The sequence below is a fragment of the Neolewinella lacunae genome (genome assembly GCF_014349155.1).
Taxonomy (GTDB): Bacteria; Bacteroidota; Bacteroidia; order Chitinophagales; family Saprospiraceae; genus Neolewinella; species Neolewinella lacunae.
This window is the reverse complement of the sequence record NZ_JACSIT010000037.1, coordinates 89,449-116,052: the sequence shown is the minus strand read 5'-3', so window position 1 is coordinate 116,052 and position 26,604 is coordinate 89,449. Positions and strand designations below refer to the sequence as shown.

The window sequence follows — 26,604 nt, the reverse complement described above, 5'->3', positions numbered from 1 at the left end:
AATCTTTGCTGGATTATTATGCCGAAATCCTTGAGCAACGGGCTGACGAACTGCTCCAGATCAGTAAATACGTGGTAGTCGATGCGTACTTTTCCCGAAATCCATTCATCCAACGCGTTGTCAATGCAGGTTTTCATGTAGTCTCCCGCTTGCGTAAAAACGTCAGTCTGCGCTACTACTACAGCGGACCACAAAAGTCAAAAGGGCGGCCTAAGGAATATGCTGGCTTTGTCAACTTATTTAACCTTGATCCTGCCGTATTTAGTCGAGTGGAAGCGCTGAGTTCACCTCAAACCGTTGCTTGGACGGGCGTGGTTCAACTAAAAGTAGCAGGATTAAAAATCCGTATCGTGGTTATACACCAACTTGACGAAAAAAACAAAATCAAGTCTGTGAAGGTATACATGAGCACCGATGTTGATCAGCCAGCCGAACAAATTGTCCATGCTTACCGCTGTCGTTACCAACAAGAATTCATTTTCCGCGATGGCAAGCAGTTCAGCGGTTTAGAAGAGGGGCAAGGGCGTGATTGGCTTAAGATCGACTTCCACGTCAACTGCGCGCTAACGGTAGTTAATTTGGCTAAAGCTGCCCACCACTTAGCGGTTCCCGACCTTGAACGCGGAGCATTTTCCATGGCTGATATTACAACTGCCTATACCAATGAGCGCTTGGCTTTACGCATTTTCAGCAGGTGTGGGATTGACCCGAACCTGCCAAAAAGTCAAGAGGTACTGGCGGAGGTCAGGAACTACGCCGCTAGAGCAGCTTGAAATCGCAGCGGACCATTGAATTAAGACTAAGCACAATGAAATTGCCCACCCAGATATTCCCATTACTTTTTCTCGCTTGCTTACACTTCTCCTGCGCGCGAAGCGAAGATACACGGGAACAGACTAATGCACCAGACCCGAAGGAAATGATGATCAGAATCGCCGAAATCGAGGTGGATTCCGCATATTTAGACGATTATATCGCCATCCTGAAAGAGGAGGCGGCTGCTTCCGTCCTATCAGAGCCTGGGGTTATCTGTATATACCCCATGTTCCAACGGGAAACTCCCAGTGCCGTAAGGTTGCTGGAGATTTACGCAAGCCAAGCGGCTTACGAGTCGCACCTACAATCACCACATTTTCTGCATTACAAATCCGCAACACGCCACATGGTCAAGTCGCTCAACTTAATTGATATGGAAGCAATTGACCCACTTTCGATGTCGCAAGTGTTTGCCAAGGTCCACGCCCCCCAGGTCGAGTGAAGTTCTCCCCTAGGCGGTGTGATGTCAAGTCTTTCCCGACTTAGTCCCTCTTCGTGTCCTTAGTGGTTCAAAAAACCTGCGAAGCAGGGAAAATGACTAGAAACTCCTCGCCGGACCGGAGGTCTTGATCCAGTTTGCTGCGACGTGGAACGCCTTGACCTCACATCATCCCGAAGCGGGCTTTGACGGCGGAGCTGGCCAGCAGGTAGACTTTCTTGCCATCGGGTACGCGGATGCGCTCGTCGGCCACCTGCCGGGCGGGGGCATTTTTTATTTTCTGGAAGAGCTTGGTGTAGTACACGTAGGCGAGGTAAACCCCCAGGCGGGCGCTGGTGGGCAATTGTTTGATGCCGGTGTAGGCGTGGTCGAAGTCGGCTTTGATATCGGCTTCGATTTCGCGCTTGGTAGCGCAGTCGAAGTGCTGGTAATCGACGCCGGGGAAGTACACCCGGCCGCGCTCTTCGTAGTCGGATTTGATGTCGCGCAGGAAATTGATTTTCTGGAAGGCCGAGCCCAGGGCGCAGGCGGAAGCTTTGAGCCGGTCGTACTCGGCCACGTCTCCATCGACGAAGACCTTAAGGCACATCAGCCCCACGACTTCCGCCGAGCCGTAGATGTACTGCTTGTAGAGCCCGTCGTGGTAGGTCGAAAACTCCAGGTCCATGGCCATGCTATCGAGGAAGGGGTCGATCAGGTCGCGGCCGATGCCGTAGCGGTTGGCCACTTCCTGAAAGGCCTGCAAAACGGGGTTAAGGCTGATGCCTTCTTCGAGCGCCAGGTAGGTATCGCGCCGGAAGCGGGCCAGGAGCGTCGCCTTGTCTTTGTCGTGGAAGGTATCGACAATTTCATCGGCGAAGCGCACGAACCCATAGATGCCGTAGATGGGCTCCCGCAGGGGTTTATCAAACACCCGAATGCCCAGGCTGAAACTGGTGCTGTAGCGGCGGGTGATCAAAGAAGCGCACTCGCGGCAAACTTGTTGGTAAAGGCTAAGCATAGGTTTTTGGATTGGGGGTTGGGGCGCTGAGGCCTTTGGCCCCGGTCAGGGTCCGGTGAATGTCTTGCGCCACCACTTCGCCGGAAATGATGCTGGGGGGCATGCCCGGCCCGGGGGTAGTGAGCTGGCCCGTGTACCACAAGTTACGCAACTTACGGCTGCGGAGCTTTGGCTTGAGAAAGGCCGTCTGCCCCAGGGTATTGGCCAACCCGTAGGCGTTGCCCCGGTAGGCGTGATAATCCGCTTTGAACTCCCGGTGGGCAAAGGCCCGGCGGTAAACGACGTGGGGCCGGATGTCTATCCCCGTCCGCAGCGCAAAGCGTTCGCACATCAGGTTCCAGTAACGTTCGCGGGCTTCGTCGGTATCGTCCAGATCGGCGGCCAGGGGCAGGAGGAAGAAGAGGTTTTCCTGCCCCGCAGGCGCTACGCTGGGGTCCGTAACGGAGGGAGCACACACGTAGAAGAGGGGGTCAGCGGGCCAGGCGGGTTCCTCGTATATTTCGTGGGCGTGGCGCGCAAAGTCCGCATCGAAAAATAAGGTGTGGTGGTGGATGCCGGGCACCTTGCGGTCCAGCCCCACGTAAAAGAGCAGGCTGGAGGGAGCCATCACGCGCTTTTCCCAGTAGGCCGGGCTGTAGACCCGGTCTTGGGGATCCAGCACCTCCTGCTCAAAGTGGTGGTAGTCGGCTCCGCAGACGAGGACGTCGGTGGGGTACCGCTGCCCGTCGGCGGTGAGCACTTCCTTCACCTGGCCGCCTTGGCTTACTACCTTTTGCACTTCTGCACCCGGGTGAATGGTCACGCCGAGCCCTTTGGCCACGGCCACCATGCCTTCAATAATTTTGAACATGCCGCCCAGGGGGTACCAGGTGCCCAGGCTCAGGTCGGCGTAGTTCATCAGGCTGTACAACGCGGGCGTCTTAGCGGGGGTGGCACCGAGAAACAGGACGGGAAACTCCAGCAATTGCCGCAGTTGGGGATGGCGGAAGAGCTTGCGGACGTAGCTGGCCATATCCGTCAGCATCTGCAATTTGAAGGCGGCACGGACTACGCGGAGGTCAGCAAAGTCGAGAATACTATGCCCGGGTTTGCGAACAAATTCGCCGAGGCCGACGCGGTATTTGTATGCTGCCTCGGAGAGGAACTTGCGGAGGTTGGCGGAGCTGCCGGGCTCCAGGCGTTCGAAGAGGGCAAAGAGCTCGGCGTCATTGGCGGGCACCTCCATGCGCTCGCCGGGGCCGAAGTAAATCTCGTAGCTCGGGTCCAGGCGTTGCAGGGTGTAATGTTCGGCGGCGGAGGAACCAAAGTCGTTGAAAAAATCTTCAAATACTTCCGGCATCCAGTACCAGCTGGGGCCCATATCGAAACGGAATCCTGCGGCCTCGAAGGTCCGCGCCCGGCCGCCCAGATCAGGGTTTTTCTCCAGGATACGCACCCGGTAGCCTTCGCGGGCGAGGTAGCAAGCGGCGGATAGCCCCGCAAATCCGGCCCCTACAACGGTAACTTGTTGTTGCAAAACAAACTGATTTTGGAGTGTAACGATATAAGCGGAAAGTGGTTTTGGCCCTACGCCACCCGGAAGGTATACTATCGGGCATGCAGGATGCCGTAAACCCCGCCTCCGGTAAAGTAAGACATTTCTGCTCCGCCCCACCCCCTCCCTCCTTTCACCTCCGTTGCGGGGCACCGCCTGGCAGCACCACTTCCGCCCGGCTCCGTATCTTCGCCCTATGTGGCGAAACCTTGCTCTACTCTTCTTCCTTTGCACCTGCGGCCGCGCCCAAGTGGCCCTGGCCCAACACCAGGACATTGATTTTAGCGCCGAGGTAAGCAAAGCGCGCACGTTCATCAACAGCACCGTGGAATACAGCCTGGTGCTGCGCAATGCCCAGGGCACTGATCTGGTGCCTCCGGCTTTCCGGGACTTTATCGTCTTACGCGGCCCGAGCCGCGCTATGGGTACCACCATCATCAACGGCGTGGGCAGCAGCCACCTCACCCACTCCTGGCTCCTCCAACCCAAGCGCGTTGGCGAGCTCACCATTGAAACGGCCACCATCGTAGCGGCGGGCCGCACCTACCGTGCCAACTCCAAAACGGTAGAAGTCCTGCCCGTCGATGCCGGCGCCGCCGCCCTGGCCCCCGATGATTTCCTGCGCGCGGAGCTCTCCACCGATACGGCCTACGTGGGCCAGCAGATCATCCTCGACCTCAACCTCTACTCCACTACCAACGTCATCTCCCGCAACCTGATGCAGGAGCCCGATTTTGCTGGCTTTTTCTCCCAGCCCCGGCGGCAGTACGACGGGCGGCCGCGCACCGTGATCGAAAACGGCCGCGAATACCAACGCCGCACCCTCGGCAGCCTCGCCCTTTTTCCTACCAAGAGCGGGCGCATCCGGATTGACCCCTACCGGATGGTGCTCGGTACGGTGCGCTACCGCAATTCCAGCACCTTTTCCCGTCGCTTCACCGAGCAAATCCCGCTGAATACCGATACCCTCTACGTGGAAGTTAAGGAGCTGCCCCAGCCGCGCCCCGCCGACTTCAGCGGTGCCGTTGGCAGCTACCGACTGGACGTGCAGGCCGACCGCGATCAACTGACCACCGACGATGCCCTGACGCTGCGCATCATCGTCACTGGCGAAGGCGACATTGAACGCCTTGACGCCTTCCCTCCGGTGAGCGACAAAGACTGGGACATCTACGACCCCGTCATTCTCCAGGAAGAGCTGCTGGACAGCCCCTCCGGTATGTTGGGCCGCAAGATTTTTGAGTACAAAGTAGTGCCCAAACGCGCGGGGCAGTATGACCTGCGGCCTGGCCTGACCTACTTCGATGTTGACAGCAACCGCTACGTGACCAACGCCCCTGCGGTCTTTCCCATCACCGTCACCGGCGGCACCGGGCAGGCGACTTACGAGATCGATACCCTGAGCGAAGAGGCGGCCAAACTGGTCTTACTGCCCGTGAGGGACCTCCCCGCAGGCCGCAGCTACGGCAGTGCTACCGCTTCCCGCTTCTACTACTGGCTGCTTTTCCTGCTGCCCTTGCTGGGGGCGGGCGGGGCCCTGGCCTGGCAGGCCTACCGCGCCCGGCAGGCGGGCCGCGACCCCGCCGAAGTAGCCCGCGCCCGCGCCGCCCAGGCCGCTACCCAACGCCTGAAAGGCGCTAAAGTCCACCTCGATGCCGTAGCACCCCGCCCCTTCTACGACGCCGTGGAAGGCGCGCTGTTCGGCTACCTGCGCGACCGTTTCAACCTCTCCGTAGCCAAGCTTAACCGCCGCAACGTAAGCGCCACGCTGCGGGACGCCGGCGCCGATGCCGCCCTGGCGGAACGTTACGACCGCCTGCTCCAACGCTGCGAAATGGCCCTCTACGCTGGCCAGGACCAAGCCGACGACCTGGCCGACACCTACCGCGCGGCAAGAGAGTTGATTGTGGATACGGAGCGGCAGGTGGAGTGAATGAGTGAATGAGTGAATGAGTGAATGCGTGAGTGGAGCTGCCGCAAGGGGGAAGCTTTCCTTCAAACCTTTCCCCTTTATTCCTTTCCCCCTTTCTTCATTCCCCTTATTCCTTTCCCCTTTATTCCTTTACCAATTTGCCTCCCTTTAGCGAGAGGTTTTGCGTGGGGACACAGCCAAGATGGGTTCGGGTGGGGACGCCCTCAGCAGTGTTTTTCGCGTAGCCCCATGTCACTGGTGTTTTCGGTGGGGATACCACCCTCAGCCGATTTTTTCGCGTAGCCCTGTACGGTAGCCTGTCGCTCGCGGTAGCATCATTCGCGCATTCACTCATTCGCGCATTCACTCATTCACTCCTTCGCGCATTCACTCATTAGCCACTTGCGGGCATTACCTTACCTTTGGCACCAGAGTTAACTCCGCCCAGCCATTGCTTTCCCTCTTCCGCACCAACCAAGCCTACGCCGGCCTTCTTTTGTTTCTGTACGCTCTGGTGTTGCAGCTTCCCCTTTTTTTGGGTGGCGGCGAGCCCAGACCGCCGTACACGGGGGGCGGGGTGCTGGGAACCTGGCTGATGGAGCAGCTGGCGCAGCACCGCAACTTTGCCCTGCTGCTGCCCGTCTTACTGGTGGGCGTACAAGGGGTTCAGGCCAACACGCTGGCCACACGGCACCAGCTGTCGCGGGTAGTCACTCAGTTTCCCGGCTTATTTCTGGTCCTGATGTGGGCGGTGGTGCCAGCTTTCCGGTGGCTGCACCCCATCCAGGTGGCCAATGTGTTTTTGCTTTTTGCACTCCTTTCGCTGGGCCGGCTTTACAAACGCAATGAGCCTGCCGTGGCACTGTTTAACGCGGGGGCCTGGTTGGGGGTCGCCTCACTTTTCTTCCCGGAGTACCTCTTTTTTCTGCCAGCCTTCCTCATTGGGGTGGGTGTTTTGGGGAGGCCCGAGCCCCGGAGTCTCCTGCAAGTGACGGTAGGATTACTCACGGTCTATTTCTTAATGGGCACCTGGCATTATTTCCGGGGGACTTTCGTAGGCTTCCTAACGCTCCAATTTTCCGTCATTGGCCTGGCCGACTTTATGCCTGCCACACCTTTTAGCCTGGCAGGACTGGCTTTGCTGGCACTCCTGATCCTGGTACTGATCACCCTTTCCGGCCGCATCCAGCGCCTGCTCAATATTGAGGGGAGCAAGGGGATAAACATCCAGTTCTGGGTGCTGCTTTCGTCCCTCACCCTGGTCCTTTTTGGTGCGACGGTCTACGCGTCCTTCGCGCAGGTGGCCGTTGTTCCCCTGGGCATTTTACTGGGCCTGGCCATCGTGGAAGCCCCGGTAGCGCGAGCCAATTTTTTCCATTTGCTCCTGTTCAGCGCCGCCCTGGTACCGGGATTGCTGTGGTAAGGGGCGCGGTCGCAGGTGCGCAGATCGGATGAGGAGCGAGGCGGACCTGAACGCAGGGCTGGACCGCAGGGTTATGCTTTTCGCCTAGTGGGCCAACCAGCAATTCCTGTTACACCTTAGTCTAGCCAGCGCGGTGCTGACGTCGACTTAATGTAACGATACTTACTGGTTGGCCCACCAGTACTATCGTTCTTCACCAACTTCTTTTTTACCATGAGCAATTTCTTGCAGGAATTCAGAAAATTTGCCGTCAAGGGCAACATGATTGACCTGGCCATCGGCGTCGTCATCGGGGCAGCGTTTAACCAGATCGTTGATGTCCTGGTCAAGCGCATCATCACTCCTCCCCTGGGCTATCTGACCACGGGCGTGGATCTTTCCGATCTTGAGTGGGTCCTTAAAGCTCCCGTCCTGGCCGCCGATGGTACTGTGACCGACCCCGGCGTTGTACTGGGCTACGGACTTTTGATTGAGGCCATGCTGGATTTTGCGATCGTCGCCTTTACCCTCTTCGTCGTTATCCGCCTCATCAATAGGCTCAAAGACCGCTCTGAAGACGAGACTAACAAAGAGGTGCCTACCCCGCGCGATATTCAGTTGCTGGTGGACATCCGCGACGAAATGCGGCGTTTCAATGCTTCCACTCCTCCGCCCAAAGCCGAAGCTGCGGAAGTGTAAGCGCTGGCTGGTCGGGAGATGGTAGGCTGGTTTTGGCTTGTCCCTGCTCCTTATCCGTTCTCCCCCTTTCGGGGGGTCGGGGGGGAGCACCTGCGGCCGCGCCCTGATTTTGGGTCTTAGAGCCAGTCGAACTCGCCTCCGCTGCTGGGCTTGGCATCGGGGTGACGGTTGCTGTCGTGGCTGGCGCTGAAGTCCCAGTCGTAACGGTCCAATTGGTGGATGCCGGCGCTGAGGAGGGCGATGGATGCCTCGATGTCCTGGCAGTGGGCCATTTCGGTACTCTGGTGCATGTTGCGCAAGGGGATGGAGATGGCCCCGACGATGGCTCCCTTGGTGCCGTAGCGCTGAATGGCCGCCGTATCGGTGCCACCGGCGGGCAAGAGTTCCAGCTGGGTTTTGATGCCTTCCCGGTGGGCGACGCCCTTGAGGTAATTGACCATGCGGTAGTCAGAAATGACCGAGCCGTCAATGACTTTAATGGCCGTGCCCTCGCCCAGGCTGGTGACGGTTTCGTGGGCGCTGGAGCCGGGTACATCGTAGGCAATCGTCACGTCGAGGCCGAAGCCAAAGTCGGGGTCAATGTGGGCGGTACTGGCCATGGCACCGCGCAGGCCCACTTCTTCCTGAACGGTGAAGGTAGCGTAGAGGTCGTAGGGCAATTCCTGGTCCCGCAGCCGCCGCAACGTTTCGATGAGGATGAAGACCGAGACCCGGTTATCCAAAGATTTGCTGGTGACGCAGTGGCCGATTTCGATCAGTTCCCGTTCGCGGCTGATCGGGTCGCCCACAGAAACGTAACGAGAGACTTCCTCTTTGCTCAGGCCGGTATCCACGAAATAGTCGGCCAGCGGAATGACGTTTTTGCGCTCTTCGGGCTTCATGATGTGGATCGGCTTGCAGCCCAGCACCCCGATGAGGTCTTTGCTGCCGTGGACGATAACGCGCTGGGCCGTCAGCGTCTTGGGGTCGAAGCCGCCGAGGGGAAGGAAGCGGAGGAAGCCCTTGTCGTCAATGTGGTTCACGATGAAGCCAATCTCGTCCATGTGGGCGGCTACCATCACCCGTTTAGCCACCCTGCCGCGGCGGATGGCCACCACGTTGCCCATGTTATCAATCTGGACTTCGTCGGCCAGCTCCTTGATTTCCCGTAAGACCAGTTCGCGGATTCTGCGTTCGAAACCAGAGACGCCAGGCGCTTCGCAAATGGCTTTAAGCAAGGAAATATTCAGCATGATGGCAGGTAGATTAGCCCCGTAAATGTAGGCATTGGCAACGCTTTGAACTAGGCTGGTGGACAAAAAAGCTCCACAACTACCAATCATTGGGCGATGGCCCTATATTTGCACCATCTCATGATCCTCGGTGGTCAGAACCGCAGTAGCGTCATAATCCCCCCCGCCTCGCGACCTTTTGTACCGCCTTACCATCTTAAACCTAGCCGTTTTTTTCTCTGGACCCGCTCCGGAGGTATCTTTTGCGTGTTGTGCCTCGTCTTAGCAGTCATCTCTCCTGGATTTTCCGCCTTTCGTTTTTCAGAAGTTTTATTATTCCCGTTTACACTATAGCAACAACACAACATGAAGGTTTTTTTCACTACTGTACTCCTCGCTCTGGGCGCTTTCGCCTACGGTCAGGTTACCATCAATCTCACGCAGGATCTCGTCCTTACGGAAACCCTGGTGATCAGCCAACCCACTACCTACAACGGCAATGGCTTCAGGCTCATCTGCGAAGGCTGTAACCCCGCCATTCGCGTGACCAACGGCGCAGAGGTCCACTTCCAGGACGTTATCTTCGCCAAGAGCTACGTGCGCTGGCTGCAGGTCGATAACCCCTACACCGGCCAGGTTACCTGGAACAGTAACCGGATGAAAGGATTCATCCGTGGCGAGCGGGGAGGCAACTAAGGATACTCCTCATACCTGCATTCTTTTAGGATAAGCTCGAAGCTGCTGCTGCGGCCTAGCCCTCCCTTTGCCTACGTTGCACTTTCTTCGCTGGATGGCCGGAGGAAGAATAAAACCTTATGCCTGCCCCCCTCTAAAACCAGTAGCCCAAATTGAAATACAACTCCCGGCCCGCGTTGCCGTGGGCGTAGGTGAGTTCAATGGGCCCCAGCGGAGAATCGAAACCGTAAGTGATGCGCCCCGCAGCCAGGAGATCGCGACGGACGGAACTGGGGATGGCCGCATCCAGGGTCAGGCGCGCCACCCGCCCCGCCAGCGTAAAGTAATGGCTCGCCTGACCTGGACGGATGCGGGCAAAAAATTCCCCCATCAGCAAGTCTTTGCCCGAGGCTTCGCCCAGGCGCAGACTCGGGAAGGCCTTGAAGTTGTTCATCAGGTTGCGGTTGTTGCTGCCCAGGTAATACCGGTAAGGCAAAGAGGGCTGATCCAGAAAACCGCCCGCCGTGAGTTCCATGCCCAGACTGAACGAGGGCGTAATAGGGACGAAAAACGTAAAGTCCAGATCAGCGTTGTAGGCCCAGGCACCCGCCTCTGCTCCGTCGGTGCCCAACTGCCGGATGGCCCGGGCTTTGGCCTGGATGCTGAAGCCCCGCATGGGGAAATCCCGCGCGCTGAGCTTATCGTAGAGAAAATAGAGCTGGGGGACGAAGTAGTGGGCATCAGCCAGCGCATAAATATTGGCGGTGTCGGCCGCAAGCAACTGCTCGGAATTGCTGCGGTAACGCTTTATTTCGGCAGAGACGCCGCTGAAGGAGTTGGTGGTTTGGAGAAAATCCCAGTAGGCCTCCAGGTTGAGGTCGGAGAAGCGAAAATTCAGTTCCTTGAAAGTGAGCCCACCCGGCCCTACCACGTTTTGGGGCAGGTCAAAGTCCACCTCGGAGTAGTGGAGCCGGCTGCGGAGCCCAAAGGCCATGCCATTGACCCGGTTAACGCGGTAGTCGGCCCGGTACCGAAACTGGCTACCGCCGATGAGGTCGATGGTCGTCAGGGAATTGTTGGCAATGAAGTCATTGACCGTCAGGCCAACGAGCAGGTTGGCCCGGTAGACCTGGTCGTAGTGCAAGCCCACGCGTAGTTGCTGGCCGAAGTCGGGGGATTGCTTAAGGCGGAGGGTGAGTTTGACTTCGTCTTCCGTGCCGGGAATGGCCTCCCAGTCGTAGTCCACGTTGGTATAGCGGCCGGTGGCGAAGAGCGCTACCAGGTTTTCGCGGAAATCCGTCCAGGCAATGCGCCCCGGCAGATCCCCCTTGAAAAAGCTGAGGATCTGACGGCGGCTGAGATCGACGTTGCCGACAATTTCGACGATGGGAGCATTGAGGTGGCTGGGGACGGAAATGCTGTCTTGGGCCGGGGCTGGACGTTGGCGGGCGGCAATCATCCGCAGGCTGTCCAATTTAGCTTCGGCCGCGCGGCGCCCCGCCAGGATGATGTCGTCGATGGACTCAAAACTGAGCTGGGAAAATCCCCCCAGTTCGGGCTTCAGGTCAATGTTGGTGGCGGCGTACTGATCGATGTTCCGGCGGGTGGCCTGGAAGAAGGCGATTTGGAGGAGGAGTTTGTCCAGCGAATTGATTTCATCGGCATCGTAGGGGTCCTGTTCTACGGTGATGCCGATGATGTAATCCATCCCCTTCTCCTTGATTTCCTCGGCGGGGTAGTTGTTGGAAATTCCACCGTCGGTCATGATGTGGCCATTCATTTCGTGGGGACTCAGTACGCCGGGCAAGGCCGCACTGGCGCGCATGGCATCGGCCAGAATGCCTTCTTCGAGCAGGATGGCTTCGCCCGTTACCAGGTCTGTACCCACACAGAGAAAGGGCGTGGGCAGGCGGCTGAAGTCCCGCACGGTATGCACCCCGGCCGTCCAGTGGCTGAACAAATCCCGGATGCGCTGCCCGTCGGAGAGGGCGGCGGGGAGTTGAAGGCTAAAATTTTGCAGGCTCAGCCCCAGCAGGTAGTGCTCATTATAAAGTTTTTCGTAGATCGTGCGGTTTTCCCGACCGATGACGTCCTGCAGTTCGGCCATGATGTCGGTTTGCCGCAGCATCCGCTCCAGCTGCCCGGCCCGGTAGCCCGCCGCGTAGAGGCCACCGACGATGGAGCCCATGCTCGTCCCCCCGATGTAATCCACGCGAATGCCCGCTTCCTCCAACACTTGCAAGGCCCCGATGTGGGCGTATCCCCGCGCACCTCCTCCACTCAAGACCAAACCAACTTTAAGGTCATCAGTTTGACCCCACCCGGGGGCGGAGAGCAAGGCCAGCAAGAGTAAGATCAACAACGAGGTGCGCATGGTAAAGGATTGAAGAGGCCAAAATTACGCGAATCAGGCAGTACCCACCGGCGGATGCTCATCCTTTGGCGCGGCCGCAGGTGCCGGGTAAAGGGATAGGGAGCAAAGGAACGCTGGGCTGGCCCCGGCATTGCTCCCTCGTCCGGGTCTCTGCACCTGCGGCCGCGCCCCCGGCCACAGCACCTGCCCGGCTGTCGTTCTGTTCCCGCTACCAGGTCAGGGGGTTTTCAACTTCGGATTGTCGCGGTGGCGCTCAGCATCGCGGATGCTTTTCTTTTCCAGGTTCTGGCGAAAGGCGTCTTCGAGGTCTACCCCAGTCTGGTTGGCCAGGCAGATGAGGACGAAAAGGACGTCGGCCAGCTCATCGGCCAACTGCGCCGGAGCCGTAGCCGCATCTTCCGGGCGCTTGAAGGATTGCTCACCGTAAAGCCGCGCCATCAGCCGGGCCACCTCCCCGGTTTCCTCCATCAAAATGGCGGTGTTGGTCAGCTCGCCGTAGTAGCGGACGCCTACGGTACGGATCCAGGTATCAACGGTAGCTTGCGCTTCTGAAAGAGTCATGGACACAAATTTGCGGCTTTTTCCGGGCAATTCGGTGGACTAAACGCAGGGCCAGACAATAAAATTTTCACAACGGATGAAAACAAATTACTAACAACCAGTATTTTGTGTATCAAATCTATTAAAAAATCGTTCACAAATAGCTAAATATGTCCTTGTTCCCTTCCCCGACTTGCCGCACTTTTGTATCATCGGGAAGGTCAAGCGCCTTCTTTTCGATAAGAAATATGTTCATGGGATTATGATTTGTGAGTGGCTCCGTCCCAGTTTGACCATTGGGACGGCCACTTTTTTCCCCACCCACCATGGGAACACCCAAAAAAAAAGCCGGTCCCGAATGGGGAACCGGCTGTAATACATTCATGGGATCAAAACAAAAAGCACTAAAGATGAGCCGAAGATAGTCGGAATCTTTAATTCCGGCAAGCTTCTGCCAAAATTTTTCGTGAGATTATGATGTAGCCCCCTCGGATTATGGTTCCGGAGGGGCTTTTTTTTGCCTAGAAGGACCGCAGCAGCGTGTATTCCGTGTCGTTTACCCGCACCTTATCCCCCGCTTTTTTGCCGAGCAAGGCCTGGAAAAGCGGGCTGGCGGCGGAGATCCCCCGGTAGCTTTTTCCTCCGATGCTGAATTCATCGGCTGCTACGGCTACAAAGAAATTCCCCCGGTCCGTTTCCACGATGTCGCCCACCTGTACTTCGGGGTTGGCCGTGATGGAGTCGAGGCCATTCAGCAGGTCTATCTCCATTTGCAGGGCTTCCACAACTGATGCGCGGGAGTTCACCCGGTTCATTGCCTGGTCGGATTTGCCGCCGTCGAAGAGACTGTCTTCATCCTCGCCTTCTTTTTCGGCGGTGGCGAGGTCCGATTGCTGGCTCTCCAGCATGTTGCGGTAAGACTGCTCTTTTTCAGCGAGCAGATGCTGGACAATGGCGTGCTTTTGTTGGGTGATCTCGTTGCTTGCGTCCGTCATGGGAAATGGAAATTTTGGTTTTGTTGATAATCATGCCAACGGATTGGCAGGCATCGATGTTTGGCCATTCGCCTTCGCTCAGGAATGGAGGTTGCCACCAGCCGGAAGCCACCCTACCCTGGGTTTTTTGCCGCGCCCCCCCCAGGCTAAAGCCCCCCACAGTCCCGAAAATTGTAACGTATTGCCCGAACATCGCCACCGGGTGCTGCTTTTTAATAGCAAGTACCAACCCCACCGCATCCGTTGCGGACTATACTGCTACAATGAACATGCCACCCTGGTGAAACCGAGGCAGCTGCTCATTGCGGCGGCTTCCCTTCGAGCGACACGACTATCGCGAGTGTTTCACACAGTGAAACGGCAACTCATGAAACAAGTCAAGTCTTTTGCTGGGTTTTTGGTTAATGTTCGGGCAGGTCAGCTTAGCTGGCTTGCCTTTTTTAATGTGAGGTTGGCCACCTTACAATGATCATAACTATTTGGTTTTCAATGGCTTTAAGAAGGCAGTTCGGTAGTGCTGTAGTTCGGTAGTTTTTGTAGTTCAGTAGTGGACAATACCCCACTACCGAACTACAAAACTACCGAACTAAAGAACCGTTACGGTAACCATTGAAAGTCATTGAATAGCTACGTTTCATACCCCCAACCTGACGTTTTTTAAGTCCTTTGGCCAGCCCTAGTGCGCTTCCAGCCAGTTCTCCCCCCGGCCCGTTTCGACCACGATGGGGACGGCCAGATCGGGGATGGCTTCCCGCATCAGTTCTTCGATGATGGGGATGACGCGGTCGGCTTCGCTCTTGGGGGCATCGAACACGAGTTCGTCGTGGACTTGCAGGATCATCCGGGTCTTGAACCCTTCCCGCCGGAGGGTTTCGTCGATGCGGATCATGGCAATCTTGATCATATCGGCCGCCGTTCCCTGGATAGGCGTGTTCATGGCCATCCGCTCGGCGATGGAACGGGCCAGGCTGCTGCTGGAGTTGATGTCGCGCAGGGAACGCTTCCGGCCCAGCAGCGTGCAAGCGTAGCCTTCTTCACGGGCCTGCTCTACGGAGCTTTGCATGAATTCCTTGAGCCCGGGGAAACGCTCGTAGTAGCTCTTGATGAGGTTGCTGGCTTCAGCCCGGCTGATTTCCAGTTCCTGCATCAGGCGCTGGCTGCCCGCGCCGTAGAGGATGGCGAAGTTGATGGTTTTGGCCTGGTTCCGCTGCTCACGGTCCACCTGCTCGAAGGGAATGTCAAAAACCAGGGCGGCGGTGGCGGTGTGGATGTCGCGTCCTTCCTGAAAGGCTTTCACCATGCCTTCGTCGCCGCTCAAGGCGGCTACCAGGCGCAGCTCGATCTGGCTGTAGTCGGAAGCCAGCAGGATGTGGTCTTTGTCGCGGGGGATGAAGGCCTTGCGGATTTCCGCGCCCTGCGGGGTCCGCACCGGGATGTTTTGCAGGTTGGGGTTGGCGCTGCTCAGGCGGCCGGTGGCGGCAATGGTTTGGTTGAAAGACGAATGGATGCGCCCGGTAGCGGGGTTGACCAGCAGCGGCAGGGCATCCACGTAGGTGCTCAGCAATTTGCTCAGGCTGCGGTAGCGCAGGATTTTCTTGACGATGGGGTAATCGGCGGCCACTTCCAGCAGGGTCGATTCGTCGGTTTTGTACTGCCCCGTCTTGGTTTTGCTGCCCTTGTAGGCCACGCCCATGCGGCCGAAGAGGATTTCGCCGATCTGCTTCGGCGAGCCGATGTTGAAGGGCGAGCCCGCATCCTGGTAAATTTCCCGCTCCAGCTCCTGAATTTCTGCCGCCAGCTGCTTGCTGTAGTTTTCCAGGAAGGGGACGTTAAGGTTGACGCCCGCCAGTTCGATGTTTTTGAGGACGGGGATGAGGGGCGCTTCGATGGTTTCGTAGAGTTCCGTCAGCCCTTCCTCCTCCAGCTCGGGCCAGAGGGCGTGGTAGAGGCGCAGCGTCACGTCGGCGTCCTCGCAGGCGTAGGTCACCACGCGGTCAATGGCCACCTGCCGCATGCTCAGCTGCTTCGCCCCCTTGCCGATGAGGTTTTCAATGGGGATGGGCTTGTAGTTGAGGTATTCCTCGCTGAGGATGTCCATGGCGTGGCGCTTATCGGGGTGCAGCAGGTAGTGCATCACCATGGTATCCAGCAAGGGGCCACTGACGGGTGCGCCGTAGCGTTCCAGCATCATCAGGTCGTACTTGATGTTTTGCCCCACCTTTTTAATGGCAGGGTTGGCCAGCACGGGGGCAAACTCGGCCACGATGGCTTCGGCCGCAGCACGGTCTTCCGGCACGGGCACGTAGTAGGCCTGGCCTGCGGCCCAGCTGAAGGAGAGGCCCACCAGTTCGGCGGTGGTGGCGTCCAGACCCGTCGTTTCGGTATCGAAGGCAAAAATCGTTTGGCTTTCCAGGGCTTTGACCAGCGCGGCGCGGTCTTCGGGGCGGTCGGCCTTCCGGTAGTCTTGTTCGGTGTTACCAATGTGGAAATCGGCAATGGCGTGGGCAGCGGGTTGGCGGAACTGCGGCGCTTCGGTGGGCGCGGACGCAGGTGCAGCCGACGTTGAAGGAGCAAAGAGGTCCCCCTGCTGGCTGACCGGAGCTTTGGCCTCTTCCTTTTCCCCGAGAATTTCGTTGGCGATGGAGCGGAACTCGAGCTCCCGGAAAATGTCCGTCAGGTGCTCCCGGTCGAAGTCCTCGATCAGGTAGGCTTCGGCGTCGAAGGTAATGGGGACGTTGACGTCGATTGTTGCCAGGACCTTACTGAGGATGGCCTGGTCGCGGAATTCCCGCAGGCGTTCCTGGTTTTTGCCCTTTACCCGGTCGAGGTTGTCGAGCAAATTTTCCAGGCTGCCGAATTCTTGGATGAACTTGGCCGCCGTCTTGGGCCCGATGCCGGGGACGCCGGGGATGTTGTCTACCGTATCCCCCATCAGGCCCAGGAGATCGATCACTTGTTCGGGCCGCTCAATTTCCCATTTTTCTTTGATTTCGTCCACGCCCAGGATGTCGATGCCATTGCCCATGCGGCTGGGCTTGTACATCAGGATGTTTTCCTCTACCAACTGGCCGTAGTCTTTATCGGGCGTAACCATGTATACGGTATACCCCTGGCGGGCGGCCTGCTTGGAGAGGGTGCCGATGACGTCGTCGGCCTCGAAATTGTCGATGACGATGACGGGGATGCGGAAGCCCTGCAAAATCTGGTGGATGTAGGGGAAGGCTACGGTGATGTCTTCCGGCTGTTCTTCGCGGTTGGCCTTGTAGTCAGGGGCGAGGTCATTACGGAAAGTGGGACCGGAGGGATCAAAAACAACGGCCAGGTGGGTAGGGTGCTGGTTTTTCATCAGGTCCCACAGCGTCCGGGTAAAACCCATCATGGCCGAGGTGTTGATGCCCTTGGAGTTGATGAGCGGCCGGTTGATGAAGGCAAAGTGGGCACGGTACACGAGGGCGTGGCCATCGAGCAGGAAGAGTCTTTTGTCGGTAGGGGTAGCCATAGGGCGAAGGTACGGGGTGACACCGATATTTTAGGCGCTCACCCCGCCTGCCGCCCGCTTACTGCACCCGGCGGTAGCGGAGCGTATTGCCCCGGCCTCCCACCATGGAGAGTTCCAGCTGCGCGGGCCCGCTGCTCACCAGCGCGTAACAGACCACATCCTGACCGTAGAGGGCAAGGCAGCCGAAGTCGCCCGCCGGCGCACAATCGGCGGGGCAGCGGGGATGGTACACATAGGGGGCCTCTTCCAGGCTTTGGCCTTCGTAGCGCATGGAGAAGATGCCGTCTTTGAGGAGGATGCCCGACAGGGGATCATCTTCAGCAACCCACTCCCCCTGGAACTGGGCGAGCGCCAGGGAATCGGCTCCGCTGAGGAAAGGATCCTGATGGTTCACTACGGTGTACGCTCCATCGGCTACCACTCCGTTGCCAAAACCGCAAGTTGGCGGTGTACCGGCAAGGGTGCGCACGGTCGCTTTGCCCTCGCTAAAAAGGAACTCCAGGGTGCAGCCTTCGTCACCGAATTCTGTGGTACGGTACTGGTAGGTATTCGACCCGGTCAGGGTGGCATAGCCTTCCATGGTGCCCTGGTTGTAGGCCGGCGGACCATTCACCAGCTCCAGCGAAAAGTGAAGGGTATCGAAGGAAGTCCGTTGTACGGCCAGTTGCTTGCTGCCCGTCGTTTCCACATTGTCGCCCAGCTGATAAGTGCCACCGATGGGCAAAAAGGCATCCCCAGTGCCCACTTCTTCCTCAGTGAAGTTGAGGGTACGCAGCTCAGTGACCAACGCCGTAGCCATTTCTCCCGACGTTTGGCCATTTTCCAGGAAAGGCTCCAGGGTGCGGAGTAAGCTGTCCCGCTCGGCACTGCGCTGGGCCACGGGGGCGTAAGCGGGGTTGCCCAGCACGGAGTCCCGCAGGATGAACAGCCAGCCAATGGCCCGGTCGTCCCCCAGTTCCGCCATGCCGTCCATGGTCACCAACATCGCTGCGGGGTCGCGGAGTAAGGCGTCCCTCACGTCCAGCGCCTCCTCGATACAACTGCCCTCCGTGCACGCAAGGAAAGCTTGCCAGGCGGGGTCCTCCTTAGGGCCACAGGCGGAGAACAACAGGGCCAGGAAAAGGGCCAATACAGTAAGGGAGCGCAAGCCAGCACGACCTGCGAGGACACCCTCCGCATTAAGCGGAAAGAAAAAGCGAAAAGACGGATATACCATGGTGGGATGAAAGAATGATCAGGCCACAAATTTACGACGAAGCCCACCGCGCTTTTCCCGGCCGAACAAAAAATAAGGTAAGGTCAGATTGGGGGTATCGAACGTAGATTCGCTGATTTTCAGATGGCCAGACCGTAAAGGTTTTGTAGTTCAGTAGTTTTGTAGTTCGGTAGTGGACAATGCCCGCTACCGAACTACAGTACTGCCTTCTAAAAGCCCTTGAAGACCAATTGGTTGTGGTTATGGCAAGGGCTCAACCTCACGTTAGGGTAGATCCCCCTTCCCTTGCTCCTTAATCCTAACTCCCCCCTTCGGGGGGTCGGGGGGGAGCACCTGCGGCCGCGCCCCCTACCCCATTTGGTGCAGGAGGGCGAGCTGCCCGCCGAAGGTGCGCTTGAGCAGTTCGGGGGTAAAGACCTCCGGGGTAGGCCCGGCGGCGATGAGGCGCTGGTTGACGAGGATGACGTGGTCGAAGTACTCGGGGACGGCCTGCAGGTCGTGGTGGACGACGAGCAGGGTCTTGCCCGCCGCCGAGAGCCGGCGGAGCACCTCGATGATTTTTTCTTCCGTGGGGATATCGACGCCCACGAGGGGCTCATCGAGCAGCAAAATTTCTGCCCCCTGGGCGAGGGCGCGGGCCAGAAAAGTGCGCTGTTGCTGGCCGCCGGAGAGTTCCCCGATTTGCCGGTGCTGGAGGTTGAGAATGTCGAGCTCGCGCATGGCCTCGTCGGCCAGTTCATGGTCGGCGGCGTTGAGCTTTTGGAACACCTTCTTGTGGGGGTAGCGGCCCATCAAAACGACGTCGCGCACCGTAGCCGGGAAGGTAAAGTCGATCTCGCTGCGCTGGGGGACGTACACGACGCGGCGGCGGACCTCCTCCACGGGCTGGCCCAGGACGCGGATGCTGCCGGTGTAATCGTCAATCAGCCCGAGCATCGCCTTGAGGAGGGTGGATTTCCCGGAGCCATTGGGGCCGAGAATGCCGTAGCGGTGGCCTTCTTCGATTTCCAGGAAGATGTTGCTCAGTACGCGTTTGCTGTCGTAGGAAACCGAAAGATCGTTGATGGAGATGGCGGAGGTGGGCATGGGGGCGTAGTTTTGAGGGATGGTCGCGCTGGTAAAACGCGTCAGGAAGGTGAATGGGTGAAGCGCCTGCCCGCGCGTTTTTCTTTCCTGTTCAATTACTGCGTTGATCCAGGTGCGCAGGTGCATTTCCTTTTGCGCGGCGCAATTCGCCATTGCCCAGGGACTGCTTCAGGACTTGCCTGATTTCCGCAAATTGTTGCTCCCAGAGGGCGCGGCAATTTTCCAGCAGCATCAAATGGCCATCGCGGGGTTTACTTAAACCACGCGCCGATCTTCCGGAGTAAAGACATTTTCCCGGGCGCGGCCGCAGGTGCGGGGTTGGGCACGGGAAGCGATGACCGGTCGAACCAGAACCCGGGCACGGCCAGGGGCACCGTAGCCAGGCTGGCGATGGGCGGAGCGGCGGGGGGCACCTCGCGCACGCGGGGGTCATAGGGCAGGTAGATTTCGACGCGGTAGAAGAAGAGTTCGTCTCCGGGTTCCAGTGGGTCGAGTTCGCCGAGGTTGCTCCACACGGCCAGTTGATCAACGGGCAGGCCGAAGGTGGCGGCGGCGGCGCGCAGGGTGGTATCTGTAGTGCCGGGCACGGTGTGGTAGCCGGTGTAGAAGCGGTCGGGGTCCATTTCGCCGTCGTGGAGGCGGGGGCTTGTCCAGGGCAGGGCGATGGCCGCTTCCGCCCGGGTGGCGGGGTGGGTTTCCAGGTAGGTCTGCATGGCGGGCATCACCCGTTGGGGCAGGCGCAGGCGGTGGCCGCCGGGCCGTCCGGGCAGGTAACCGCGCAGGTACTGGGGGTTGAGCTCGATGACCACCTCCGGCCGCAGGCGCGTCACCTGGGCTACGCGGTGCAGGCTGAGTTCGCGGTAGACCGTGATGGCTTCGGTCATTTGCAGGTCAAGCTCCATGGCCGAGGCCGTAACCTCGTGCTCGTGGTGAAAAGCCATCAGGTAGGCGGCGGCGATGATGTAGGGAACGTAATCGCGGGTTTCGCCGGGCAGGTGCTTGCGGATTTTCCAGTAGTCGCGGCTTTTGCTGCGGCGCAGGGCGCGGTTGACGTTGCCGGGCCCGCAGTTGTAGGCGGCCAGGGCCAGCGCCCAATCCTGGTAGCGGTCGTACTGCATTTTGAGGTAGGCCAGTCCGGCGGCGCAGCCCAGCTCGGGGTCCAGGCGCTCGTCCACCGTAGCGTCTACGGTCAGCCCCAGCTCGCGGGCCGTTCCGGGCATGAGCTGCCAGAGGCCGCCCGCCCCCACGTGGCTGGTGGCCCAGGGGCGCAGGGCGCTTTCCTGGACGCTGATGTACTTCAGGCTGGTGGGCAAGCCCGCCGCCGCCAGCTGCTCTTCGAAAATGGGAAAAAAACGGGCCGACCGCGCCAGCAACCGCGCCGAGGTAATGGGCCAGTTCTCCAGGTAGTTGATGATGCGGCGTTTAACTACGGGATCGAAGCGGTGCTCCACCATGCCGTTGTCCAGCAGGGCCAGGCGCCGCCGGACTACGGAATCAGCGATGGCCATGATGTGTTCCGCCTGCGCATCCAGGGCGGCGGCGGCGGCAGAGGCGCGGTCGTCAGCTGCAGCGCCAAGACTGGGGATACCGCAAAGCAGCAGGAAGAGGCAAAATCGTGTTATCACAGTGGACCGGGGTGCGAATGAGGGCGGCTAAGATAGGGGAAATTTTGGTGGGGGGGGTGGGGTGTTTGGTTCCTTAGGGTAATCGCTAGAACGCTCGTCAGCCCCCCAGCGACACATACGACAGGGGGGGCTCCCTACTGGAAGCCCCCCTGAAGTTAAGACTGAATAACAATAGCTCTGCATCAAGACTTAAGCGTAGCCTTTCGAGGGCTATTAAAGAGGGCGTAGCTGACAACACCCGCTAAGCTCAATAGGATACCACCGATTAAGAGATAGTTAGTGGTAGATGAAACATCCGGCTGCTGAATTTTCAGCAAAGTTCCTGCGAAAATTGCGAAAAATCCGAGGATAAGGGAGGTGAGAAGTGTATATTTCATCCAAGATTATTTAATCAATAGTAAAGCCTGGAAGTTGGACATAAAAGTAATACTATCAACAATTAAAACAAAGCTATCTCTACTGATAGTATTACTTACTGACAATACTTTGACATAACCCTTATGGGATCCGCCCGTTCATGGTAGTGCAAGTTGCGTCGCCCGCTCCGCTGTCCCTTTCTGGTAATAACTTCCCCTTGCTTTCCAGGTCCCCCACCCCGCACCTGCGTCCGCGCCCCCCATCAAGCACCCCAAGGGCCTGCAAACCTTTATCTACCCCTCCAACCTCCCCGCCCGCGGGAAAAAATACCAAAACAACAACGCCGATAAAACCCCCGCCACCGCTGGCACCACCCAGATGCTGCTCCAGTCATGCCCCCCGCCCGGCAGGGTGTTGGCCAACACCACCTCCCCCGCAATCCAGGCCCCGAAAAAGGCCCCCAAACCCTGGTTGGCAAACACCACCAGGCCCTGGGCCGTACTCCGCAAATTACCCGGTACGCGGTTGTTGACGTAAATCTGCGCCGCAATCACAATCCAGGCGAAAGCAAAACCCTGCACGGCAATCCCCGCGTACAACAACCACTCGAAATGGCCCGGCCGACCAACGCTAAAGGCCACGTAGCGCAGTCCCCACACCAGCAAGCCCCAGAAAACCACCCGCCGGAAACGCACCCGCCGCAGCATAAAGGGCGTGGCCAGTACCACGGCAATTTCACAAAGTTGCCCCAAAGACATCTTCGCCGCCGCCGCCTTCCAACCCACCTCATTCAGAAAAGGATTGAGGAAACTGTAGTAAAAAGACGAAGGCAGGGTAGATAAAAGAATGGCCAACAGCAGCACAATCAGGCCACGGTCTTGCCACAGGCTGCGCACTTCGTCGCCCCGCAGCATCGCCAGGTTAAAGCCCGGCTGCGGCGGCACGGCCGGCAGCTGCGTAGACAGCCAGGCCGAAGCCAAGGCGCCCCCGCAGCCGATCAAAAAGGTCAGCGCCGAAGCCTCCCAGCCGAACAAGCTCAGCGCAAGCCCCACGAGCATGAACGAGACCGTCCCCCACACCCGCACCCGGGGATACTGCCGCGCCGCATCGGGCAACTGGTGAAAACACAGCGAGGCCACCAGGCTGAACGTTGGCATAAAACACAGGTAAAAGCCCAGCACCAGTACGTAAACCACCCAAAATTCGGTAGCGAAATACGCCGCGCCCAGGAAACTCGCACACAGCAGGTTCAGCAGCAACAAGAGGCGGTTGACGCTGAAGCGGTAATCCGCCAGCCAGCCAATGATGGGCGGCGTCAGCGTAGCGGCCACGGCCATCGTCGCGTAGACCATCCCCACCTCCCGGCCGCTGAAGTGCAGCGTTTGCAGCAGGTAGTTGCCCAGGCAGATCAGCGTGCTGGCAAAAGTGATGTTCTGCAGGAAATTAAGTGCCGATAGACGGAATTTGAGCGACATGGCCACAAAGGTACACGGCCGCCGTAGCTCCCCGCCCATCCGCCGCAAATACATGAACAATTCATCATTTGTCCCGTAAGCAAGCAGCCCCTACCTTTGCCCCGCGCCAGCAGGATGTGCCGGCCATTTTATAACGAAGGGTGGAGAGCACAGGCTCCCTGAAGCCCTGGCAACCACTCCTCCCCGGCCGGGAGGGAAAGGTGCCAAAGCCTGTCCCGCGCTATTGCGGGAAACTATAAAAAACCGTCGCCAATGCCTCCACCAACGCCGTATTTCCGTCCGCTCGCCTCCATCCGCGCGGTCTATGGATAAGCCCGCACTGCCCACTTTTGAGCCGGGACAATTCGCCATCCAGCGGGCCAGCCACCCGTATGCCCGCCCGGTTTTGGGCGCGGACGCAGGATGCCAGGCAAGTCTTTTAAAAGCAATGGACGGGGAACTCCGAGCCCTCGCCTACCCGCTTGGGCCTCTCTCCTTGCTCTCGAAGCGACGGCTCCCCCCTTCGGGGGGTTGGGGGGGAGCACCTGCGGCCGCGCCCCAAGAAATCACTAAGCTCCCCGAGCGCTTTTTCTCCACAACCTTATAAATTACCTTCCCATGCGTTTTGAAACTTTGCAATTGCACGCCGGCCAGGAGGTCGACGCCACCACCCGCAGCCGCGCGTTGCCCCTCTACCAAACGACGAGCTACACCTTCCGCGACAGCGAGCACGGGGCCAAGCTTTTCGGCCTCCAGGAGTTCGGCAACATCTACACCCGGATCATGAACCCCACCACCGATGTGCTCGAAAAGCGCATTGCCGCCCTCGAAGGGGGCGTTGCGGCGGTGGCCACCGGCTCCGGTCAGGCGGCCCAGTTTCTGGCCATCAACAACCTGGCGCAGGCGGGCGATAACATCGTCTCCAGCGCCAACCTCTACGGCGGCACCTACAACCAGTTTAAGGTCGCCTTCAAGCGCATTGGCATCGAAGTACGCTTCGCCGCCAGCGACGACCCGGCCGACTTCGCCAAACTCATCGACGCCAACACCAAGGCGATCTACACCGAAACGCTGCCCAACCCCAGCTACCTCGTGCCCGACTTTGCCGGCCTCAGCGCCGTAGCCAAAAGCCACGACCTGCCGCTGATCGTTGACAATACCTTCGGCGCCTGCGGTTACCTCTGCGCACCCCTGCGCCACGGGGCCGACATCGTTGTGGAGTCCACCACCAAGTGGATCGGCGGGCACGGCACGAGCGTTGGCGGCGTCATCGTCGATGGCGGCACCTACGACTTCGGCAACGGCAAATACCCCCAGTTTACCGACCCCAGCCCCGGCTACCACGGCCTGGTGTTCAACGACGTCTTTGGCAAAAACGGTCCTTTCGGCAATATCGCCTTCGCCATCCGCGCGCGGGTGGAAGGCCTGCGGGATTTTGGTCCGGCGGCCAGCCCCTTCAACTCCTGGCTCCACGTGCAGGGCCTCGAGACCCTCTCGCTGCGGGTACAACGGACGGTCGATAACGCCCTGGAACTCGCCAAATGGCTGGCTGCCCACCCCAAAGTGGCTGCCGTCAGCTACGCCGGCCTGCCCGATCACCCCGGCCACGCCAACGCCGTAAAGTACCTCCAGCACGGCTTCGGCGGCGTACTCAGCTTCCAGCTCAAGGGCGATAAAGCCGCCGCCACCAAGGTCGTGGACAACCTCAAACTGATCAGCCACCTGGCCAACGTCGGCGACGCCAAAACCCTCATCATCCAGCCTTCCGCCACCACCCACCAGCAACTCTCCGAGGAAGAGCAACTGGCCGCTGGCGTACTGCCCAACGCCCTGCGCCTCAGCGTCGGCATCGAACACATCGAAGACCTCAAAGAAGACCTCGAACAGGCTTTCAATCAGTAAGCCAAAGCAGTTTCTTAACTTGTGAACCCCCGCTCCCACGGAGCGTAGGGGTTCACAAGCAAACCAAAACCACTCTCAAAACAAAAAAACCACTCCTCCCAGGTCATCCCTCTCCTTTGGACCACGAAGTAGCCGCGTAGCGACAGGGACCGAGGGAGAGGGATTCAAGACCAACCCAAAACCACCTCTCCAATGACCCAAGCGTATTACCAAGAACAGTACCGCGTCCTCCACGGCGTCATGCCACAGTTTGGCAGCGGCGTAGAAGAAAGCCTGGAGCGCATTCCCGCCGCAGATTTTCACCGCCCGGTGGGGCACCGCACCATCGCCCAGCTCATCGGCCACCTCGTAGCCTGGCGGCGGAATACGGCCCTGCGCCTGCGCCGGCTGCCCCGTCCGAAAATCGAACTGAACTCGCCCGAAGACTGGCCCGACTACTCCGGCAAAACCAAGGAAGAAATGATTGCCGAAATGATCGAAACCAAGGACGCCCTGGTGGAGGCCCTGGCGGAATTTGACTTCAGCACCCTCGGCGAAAAGCTCCACCCCGACTACTACTACACCAATCTCCATATGCTTGACGGGGCCGTCCAGCACGACATCTACCACCTCGGCCAGATCAACCTGCTGGCCAGTCAGCTCCAACACCAATAGCCACCATCTTGACCCGCTACCTTTATATCGATCATCCTTTCCCCCTCGAATCCGGGGCGGTACTGCCGACGCTGACGGCGGCCTACCACACCTACGGCACCCTGAATGAGGCCAAAGACAACGTCATTTGGGTCTGCCACGCCCTGACGGCCAACAGCGACGCTGCTGACTGGTGGCCCGGCCTGGTTGGCCCCGGCTTTACCCTCGATCCTGCGAAATACTTCATCGTTTGCGTCAATATGTTGGGCAGTTGTTACGGCAGCACCAGTTGCCGGAGCCTGGACCCGGCCACGGGGAAGGCTTACGGGTTGGATTTTCCCCTGGTGACTACGCGGGACAACGCCCGTTTTTTTGCCCTGGTGGCCGATTACCTCGGTATTGGCCGCATCCGCCTGCTGATGGGGGGCAGCATGGGCGGGCAGCACGCCAGCGAGTGGGCCTGCCTGCAACCCGAGCGCATTGAGTTGCTCTGCCTGCTGGCGACCAACGCGCGCCACTCCGCCTGGGGCATTGCCTTCAACGAAAGCCAGCGGATGGCACTGCGGGCCGACACCACCTTTGCCACCGACTCCCCCGAGGCGGGCCGCGCCGGACTGGAAGCCGCGCGCTCCCTGGCCATCCTTTCTTACCGCCATTACCGCACCTACCAGGCCACCCAAACCGAACCCGACCCCGCCAAAACCGAAGATTTCCGCGCCAGCAGCTACCAACGTTACCAGGGCTATAAGCTCTGGAAACGCTTCGACCCCCTGTGCTACTATCACCTTTCCCGGGGAATGGACTCCCACCACCTCGGCCGGGGGCGCACGGGAGAAGCCGCTGCCCTGGGCCGCATCCTGGCCCAAACCCTAATCATCAGCATCGATACCGATATCCTTTTCCCCACCGAAGAGCAATCCTTCCTCAGCCGCCACATTCCCAACAGCCGCCTGGAAGTGATGCAATCGGACTACGGCCACGACGGATTCCTCGTCGAAACCCCGACCATCGGACGCCTGCTGGCCGATTTCCTCCAGGATCAACTCACCATCGACGCCGCCACCAAACACGCTTTCACCGATAGCCTGAGCGGGCGCACCTTCGCCATCCCAGGAACGGAGGAGGTGTGAGGGCCCGACTTACGGGCAAGACCTTTTACGTCGCAGGGTAAGACCTGCCTGGTCGAGCCGTGGTACGGCGAAACGTAAACCGTCGCCGTACCACGGCTCCATCGT

20 protein-coding genes and 1 riboswitch are annotated in these 26,604 nt (G+C 59.0%); of the genes, 9 read left to right on the top strand and 11 right to left on the bottom strand.

Going from position 1 to position 26,604, the window contains the following annotated elements; translation table 11 throughout:
• Positions 1-773, top strand: a 773-nt coding sequence (locus H9S92_RS01380; protein ID WP_187464848.1) for a transposase, incomplete at its 5' end; no start/stop codon positions are given.
• A gap of 35 nt (positions 774-808) precedes the next feature.
• Entirely contained in the window at positions 809-1,258 is a 450-nt protein-coding gene (locus H9S92_RS01375; protein WP_222935929.1) for a putative quinol monooxygenase, read from the top strand.
• A 160-nt stretch (positions 1,259-1,418) separates the two neighbouring features.
• Here H9S92_RS01375 and H9S92_RS01370 read toward each other — a convergent pair whose 3' ends face one another.
• Positions 1,419-2,255 (bottom strand): phytoene/squalene synthase family protein, encoded by an 837-nt coding sequence (locus tag H9S92_RS01370; protein WP_187464932.1) that lies wholly within the window; start codon positions 2,253-2,255, stop codon positions 1,419-1,421.
• A complete protein-coding gene (locus H9S92_RS01365) occupies positions 2,248-3,771 on the bottom strand; it encodes a phytoene desaturase family protein (RefSeq protein WP_187464931.1) in 1,524 nt (507 codons plus the stop codon). Before H9S92_RS01365 ends, H9S92_RS01370 begins: the two co-directional genes overlap by 8 nt.
• A 214-nt stretch (positions 3,772-3,985) precedes the next feature.
• Between H9S92_RS01365 and H9S92_RS01360 the strand changes: the two genes are divergently transcribed.
• From H9S92_RS01360 to mscL, 3 genes are all read left to right on the top strand, one after another.
• On the top strand, positions 3,986-5,722 hold the full coding sequence (locus H9S92_RS01360) for a BatD family protein (protein ID WP_187464930.1): 1,737 nt from the start codon (positions 3,986-3,988) through the stop codon (positions 5,720-5,722).
• A gap of 430 nt (positions 5,723-6,152) precedes the next feature.
• Positions 6,153-7,124: a hypothetical protein gene (locus H9S92_RS01355; protein ID WP_187464929.1), complete on the top strand. Its 972-nt coding sequence runs from the start codon at positions 6,153-6,155 to the stop codon at positions 7,122-7,124.
• Positions 7,125-7,337: 213 nt separating this feature from the next.
• Positions 7,338-7,802, top strand: coding sequence for a large-conductance mechanosensitive channel protein MscL (mscL, locus tag H9S92_RS01350; protein WP_187464928.1), 465 nt, complete (start codon positions 7,338-7,340; stop codon positions 7,800-7,802).
• Between the two features lie 116 nt (positions 7,803-7,918).
• On the opposite strand, the gene H9S92_RS01345 is transcribed toward mscL, so the two are convergent.
• Positions 7,919-9,034: a M42 family metallopeptidase gene (locus H9S92_RS01345; RefSeq protein WP_187464927.1), complete on the bottom strand. Its 1,116-nt coding sequence runs from the start codon at positions 9,032-9,034 to the stop codon at positions 7,919-7,921.
• 345 nt (positions 9,035-9,379) lie between these two features.
• Between H9S92_RS01345 and H9S92_RS01340 the strand changes: the two genes are divergently transcribed.
• Positions 9,380-9,709 carry a hypothetical protein gene (locus H9S92_RS01340; RefSeq protein ID WP_187464926.1) on the top strand — a complete coding sequence of 110 codons (330 nt, stop codon included), beginning with the start codon at positions 9,380-9,382 and terminating at the stop codon, positions 9,707-9,709.
• A gap of 133 nt (positions 9,710-9,842) precedes the next feature.
• Here H9S92_RS01340 and H9S92_RS01335 read toward each other — a convergent pair whose 3' ends face one another.
• The 8 genes from H9S92_RS01335 to H9S92_RS01300 all read right to left on the bottom strand — a co-directional run bounded on the left by H9S92_RS01335 (position 9,843) and on the right by H9S92_RS01300 (position 22,855).
• Positions 9,843-12,062: a patatin-like phospholipase family protein gene (locus tag H9S92_RS01335; RefSeq protein WP_187464925.1), complete on the bottom strand. Its 2,220-nt coding sequence runs from the start codon at positions 12,060-12,062 to the stop codon at positions 9,843-9,845.
• A 216-nt stretch (positions 12,063-12,278) separates the two neighbouring features.
• Positions 12,279-12,623, bottom strand: a complete 345-nt coding sequence (locus tag H9S92_RS01330; protein ID WP_187464924.1) for a nucleotide pyrophosphohydrolase — start codon at positions 12,621-12,623, stop codon at positions 12,279-12,281.
• Positions 12,624-13,123: 500 nt separating this feature from the next.
• Positions 13,124-13,597, bottom strand: a complete 474-nt coding sequence (locus H9S92_RS01325; protein WP_187464923.1) for a hypothetical protein — start codon at positions 13,595-13,597, stop codon at positions 13,124-13,126.
• 676 nt (positions 13,598-14,273) lie between these two features.
• Complete coding sequence (gene polA / locus H9S92_RS01320; protein ID WP_187464922.1) at positions 14,274-17,096, bottom strand: DNA polymerase I; 2,823 nt, start codon at positions 17,094-17,096, stop codon at positions 14,274-14,276.
• Between the two features lie 58 nt (positions 17,097-17,154).
• Entirely contained in the window at positions 17,155-18,243 is a 1,089-nt protein-coding gene (locus H9S92_RS01315; protein ID WP_187464921.1) for a hypothetical protein, read from the bottom strand.
• A gap of 417 nt (positions 18,244-18,660) precedes the next feature.
• Positions 18,661-19,398 (bottom strand): metal ABC transporter ATP-binding protein, encoded by a 738-nt coding sequence (locus tag H9S92_RS01310; RefSeq protein ID WP_187464920.1) that lies wholly within the window; start codon positions 19,396-19,398, stop codon positions 18,661-18,663.
• Between the two features lie 251 nt (positions 19,399-19,649).
• Positions 19,650-21,023, bottom strand: coding sequence for a lytic transglycosylase domain-containing protein (locus H9S92_RS01305; RefSeq protein WP_187464919.1), 1,374 nt, complete (start codon positions 21,021-21,023; stop codon positions 19,650-19,652).
• A gap of 650 nt (positions 21,024-21,673) precedes the next feature.
• On the bottom strand, positions 21,674-22,855 hold the full coding sequence (locus tag H9S92_RS01300) for an MFS transporter (protein WP_187464918.1): 1,182 nt from the start codon (positions 22,853-22,855) through the stop codon (positions 21,674-21,676).
• Positions 22,856-22,980: 125 nt separating this feature from the next.
• Positions 22,981-23,097: riboswitch (SAM riboswitch) on the top strand.
• A gap of 355 nt (positions 23,098-23,452) precedes the next feature.
• Here H9S92_RS01300 and H9S92_RS01295 point away from each other — a divergent pair.
• The 3 genes from H9S92_RS01295 to H9S92_RS01285 all read left to right on the top strand — a co-directional run bounded on the left by H9S92_RS01295 (position 23,453) and on the right by H9S92_RS01285 (position 26,499).
• Positions 23,453-24,736 carry an O-acetylhomoserine aminocarboxypropyltransferase/cysteine synthase family protein gene (locus tag H9S92_RS01295; protein ID WP_187464917.1) on the top strand — a complete coding sequence of 428 codons (1,284 nt, stop codon included), beginning with the start codon at positions 23,453-23,455 and terminating at the stop codon, positions 24,734-24,736.
• Between the two features lie 192 nt (positions 24,737-24,928).
• A complete protein-coding gene (locus H9S92_RS01290) occupies positions 24,929-25,390 on the top strand; it encodes a DinB family protein (RefSeq protein ID WP_187464916.1) in 462 nt (153 codons plus the stop codon).
• 8 nt (positions 25,391-25,398) lie between these two features.
• Complete coding sequence (locus tag H9S92_RS01285; RefSeq protein ID WP_187464915.1) at positions 25,399-26,499, top strand: homoserine O-acetyltransferase family protein; 1,101 nt, start codon at positions 25,399-25,401, stop codon at positions 26,497-26,499.
• The last annotated feature ends 105 nt before the right edge of the window (positions 26,500-26,604 follow it).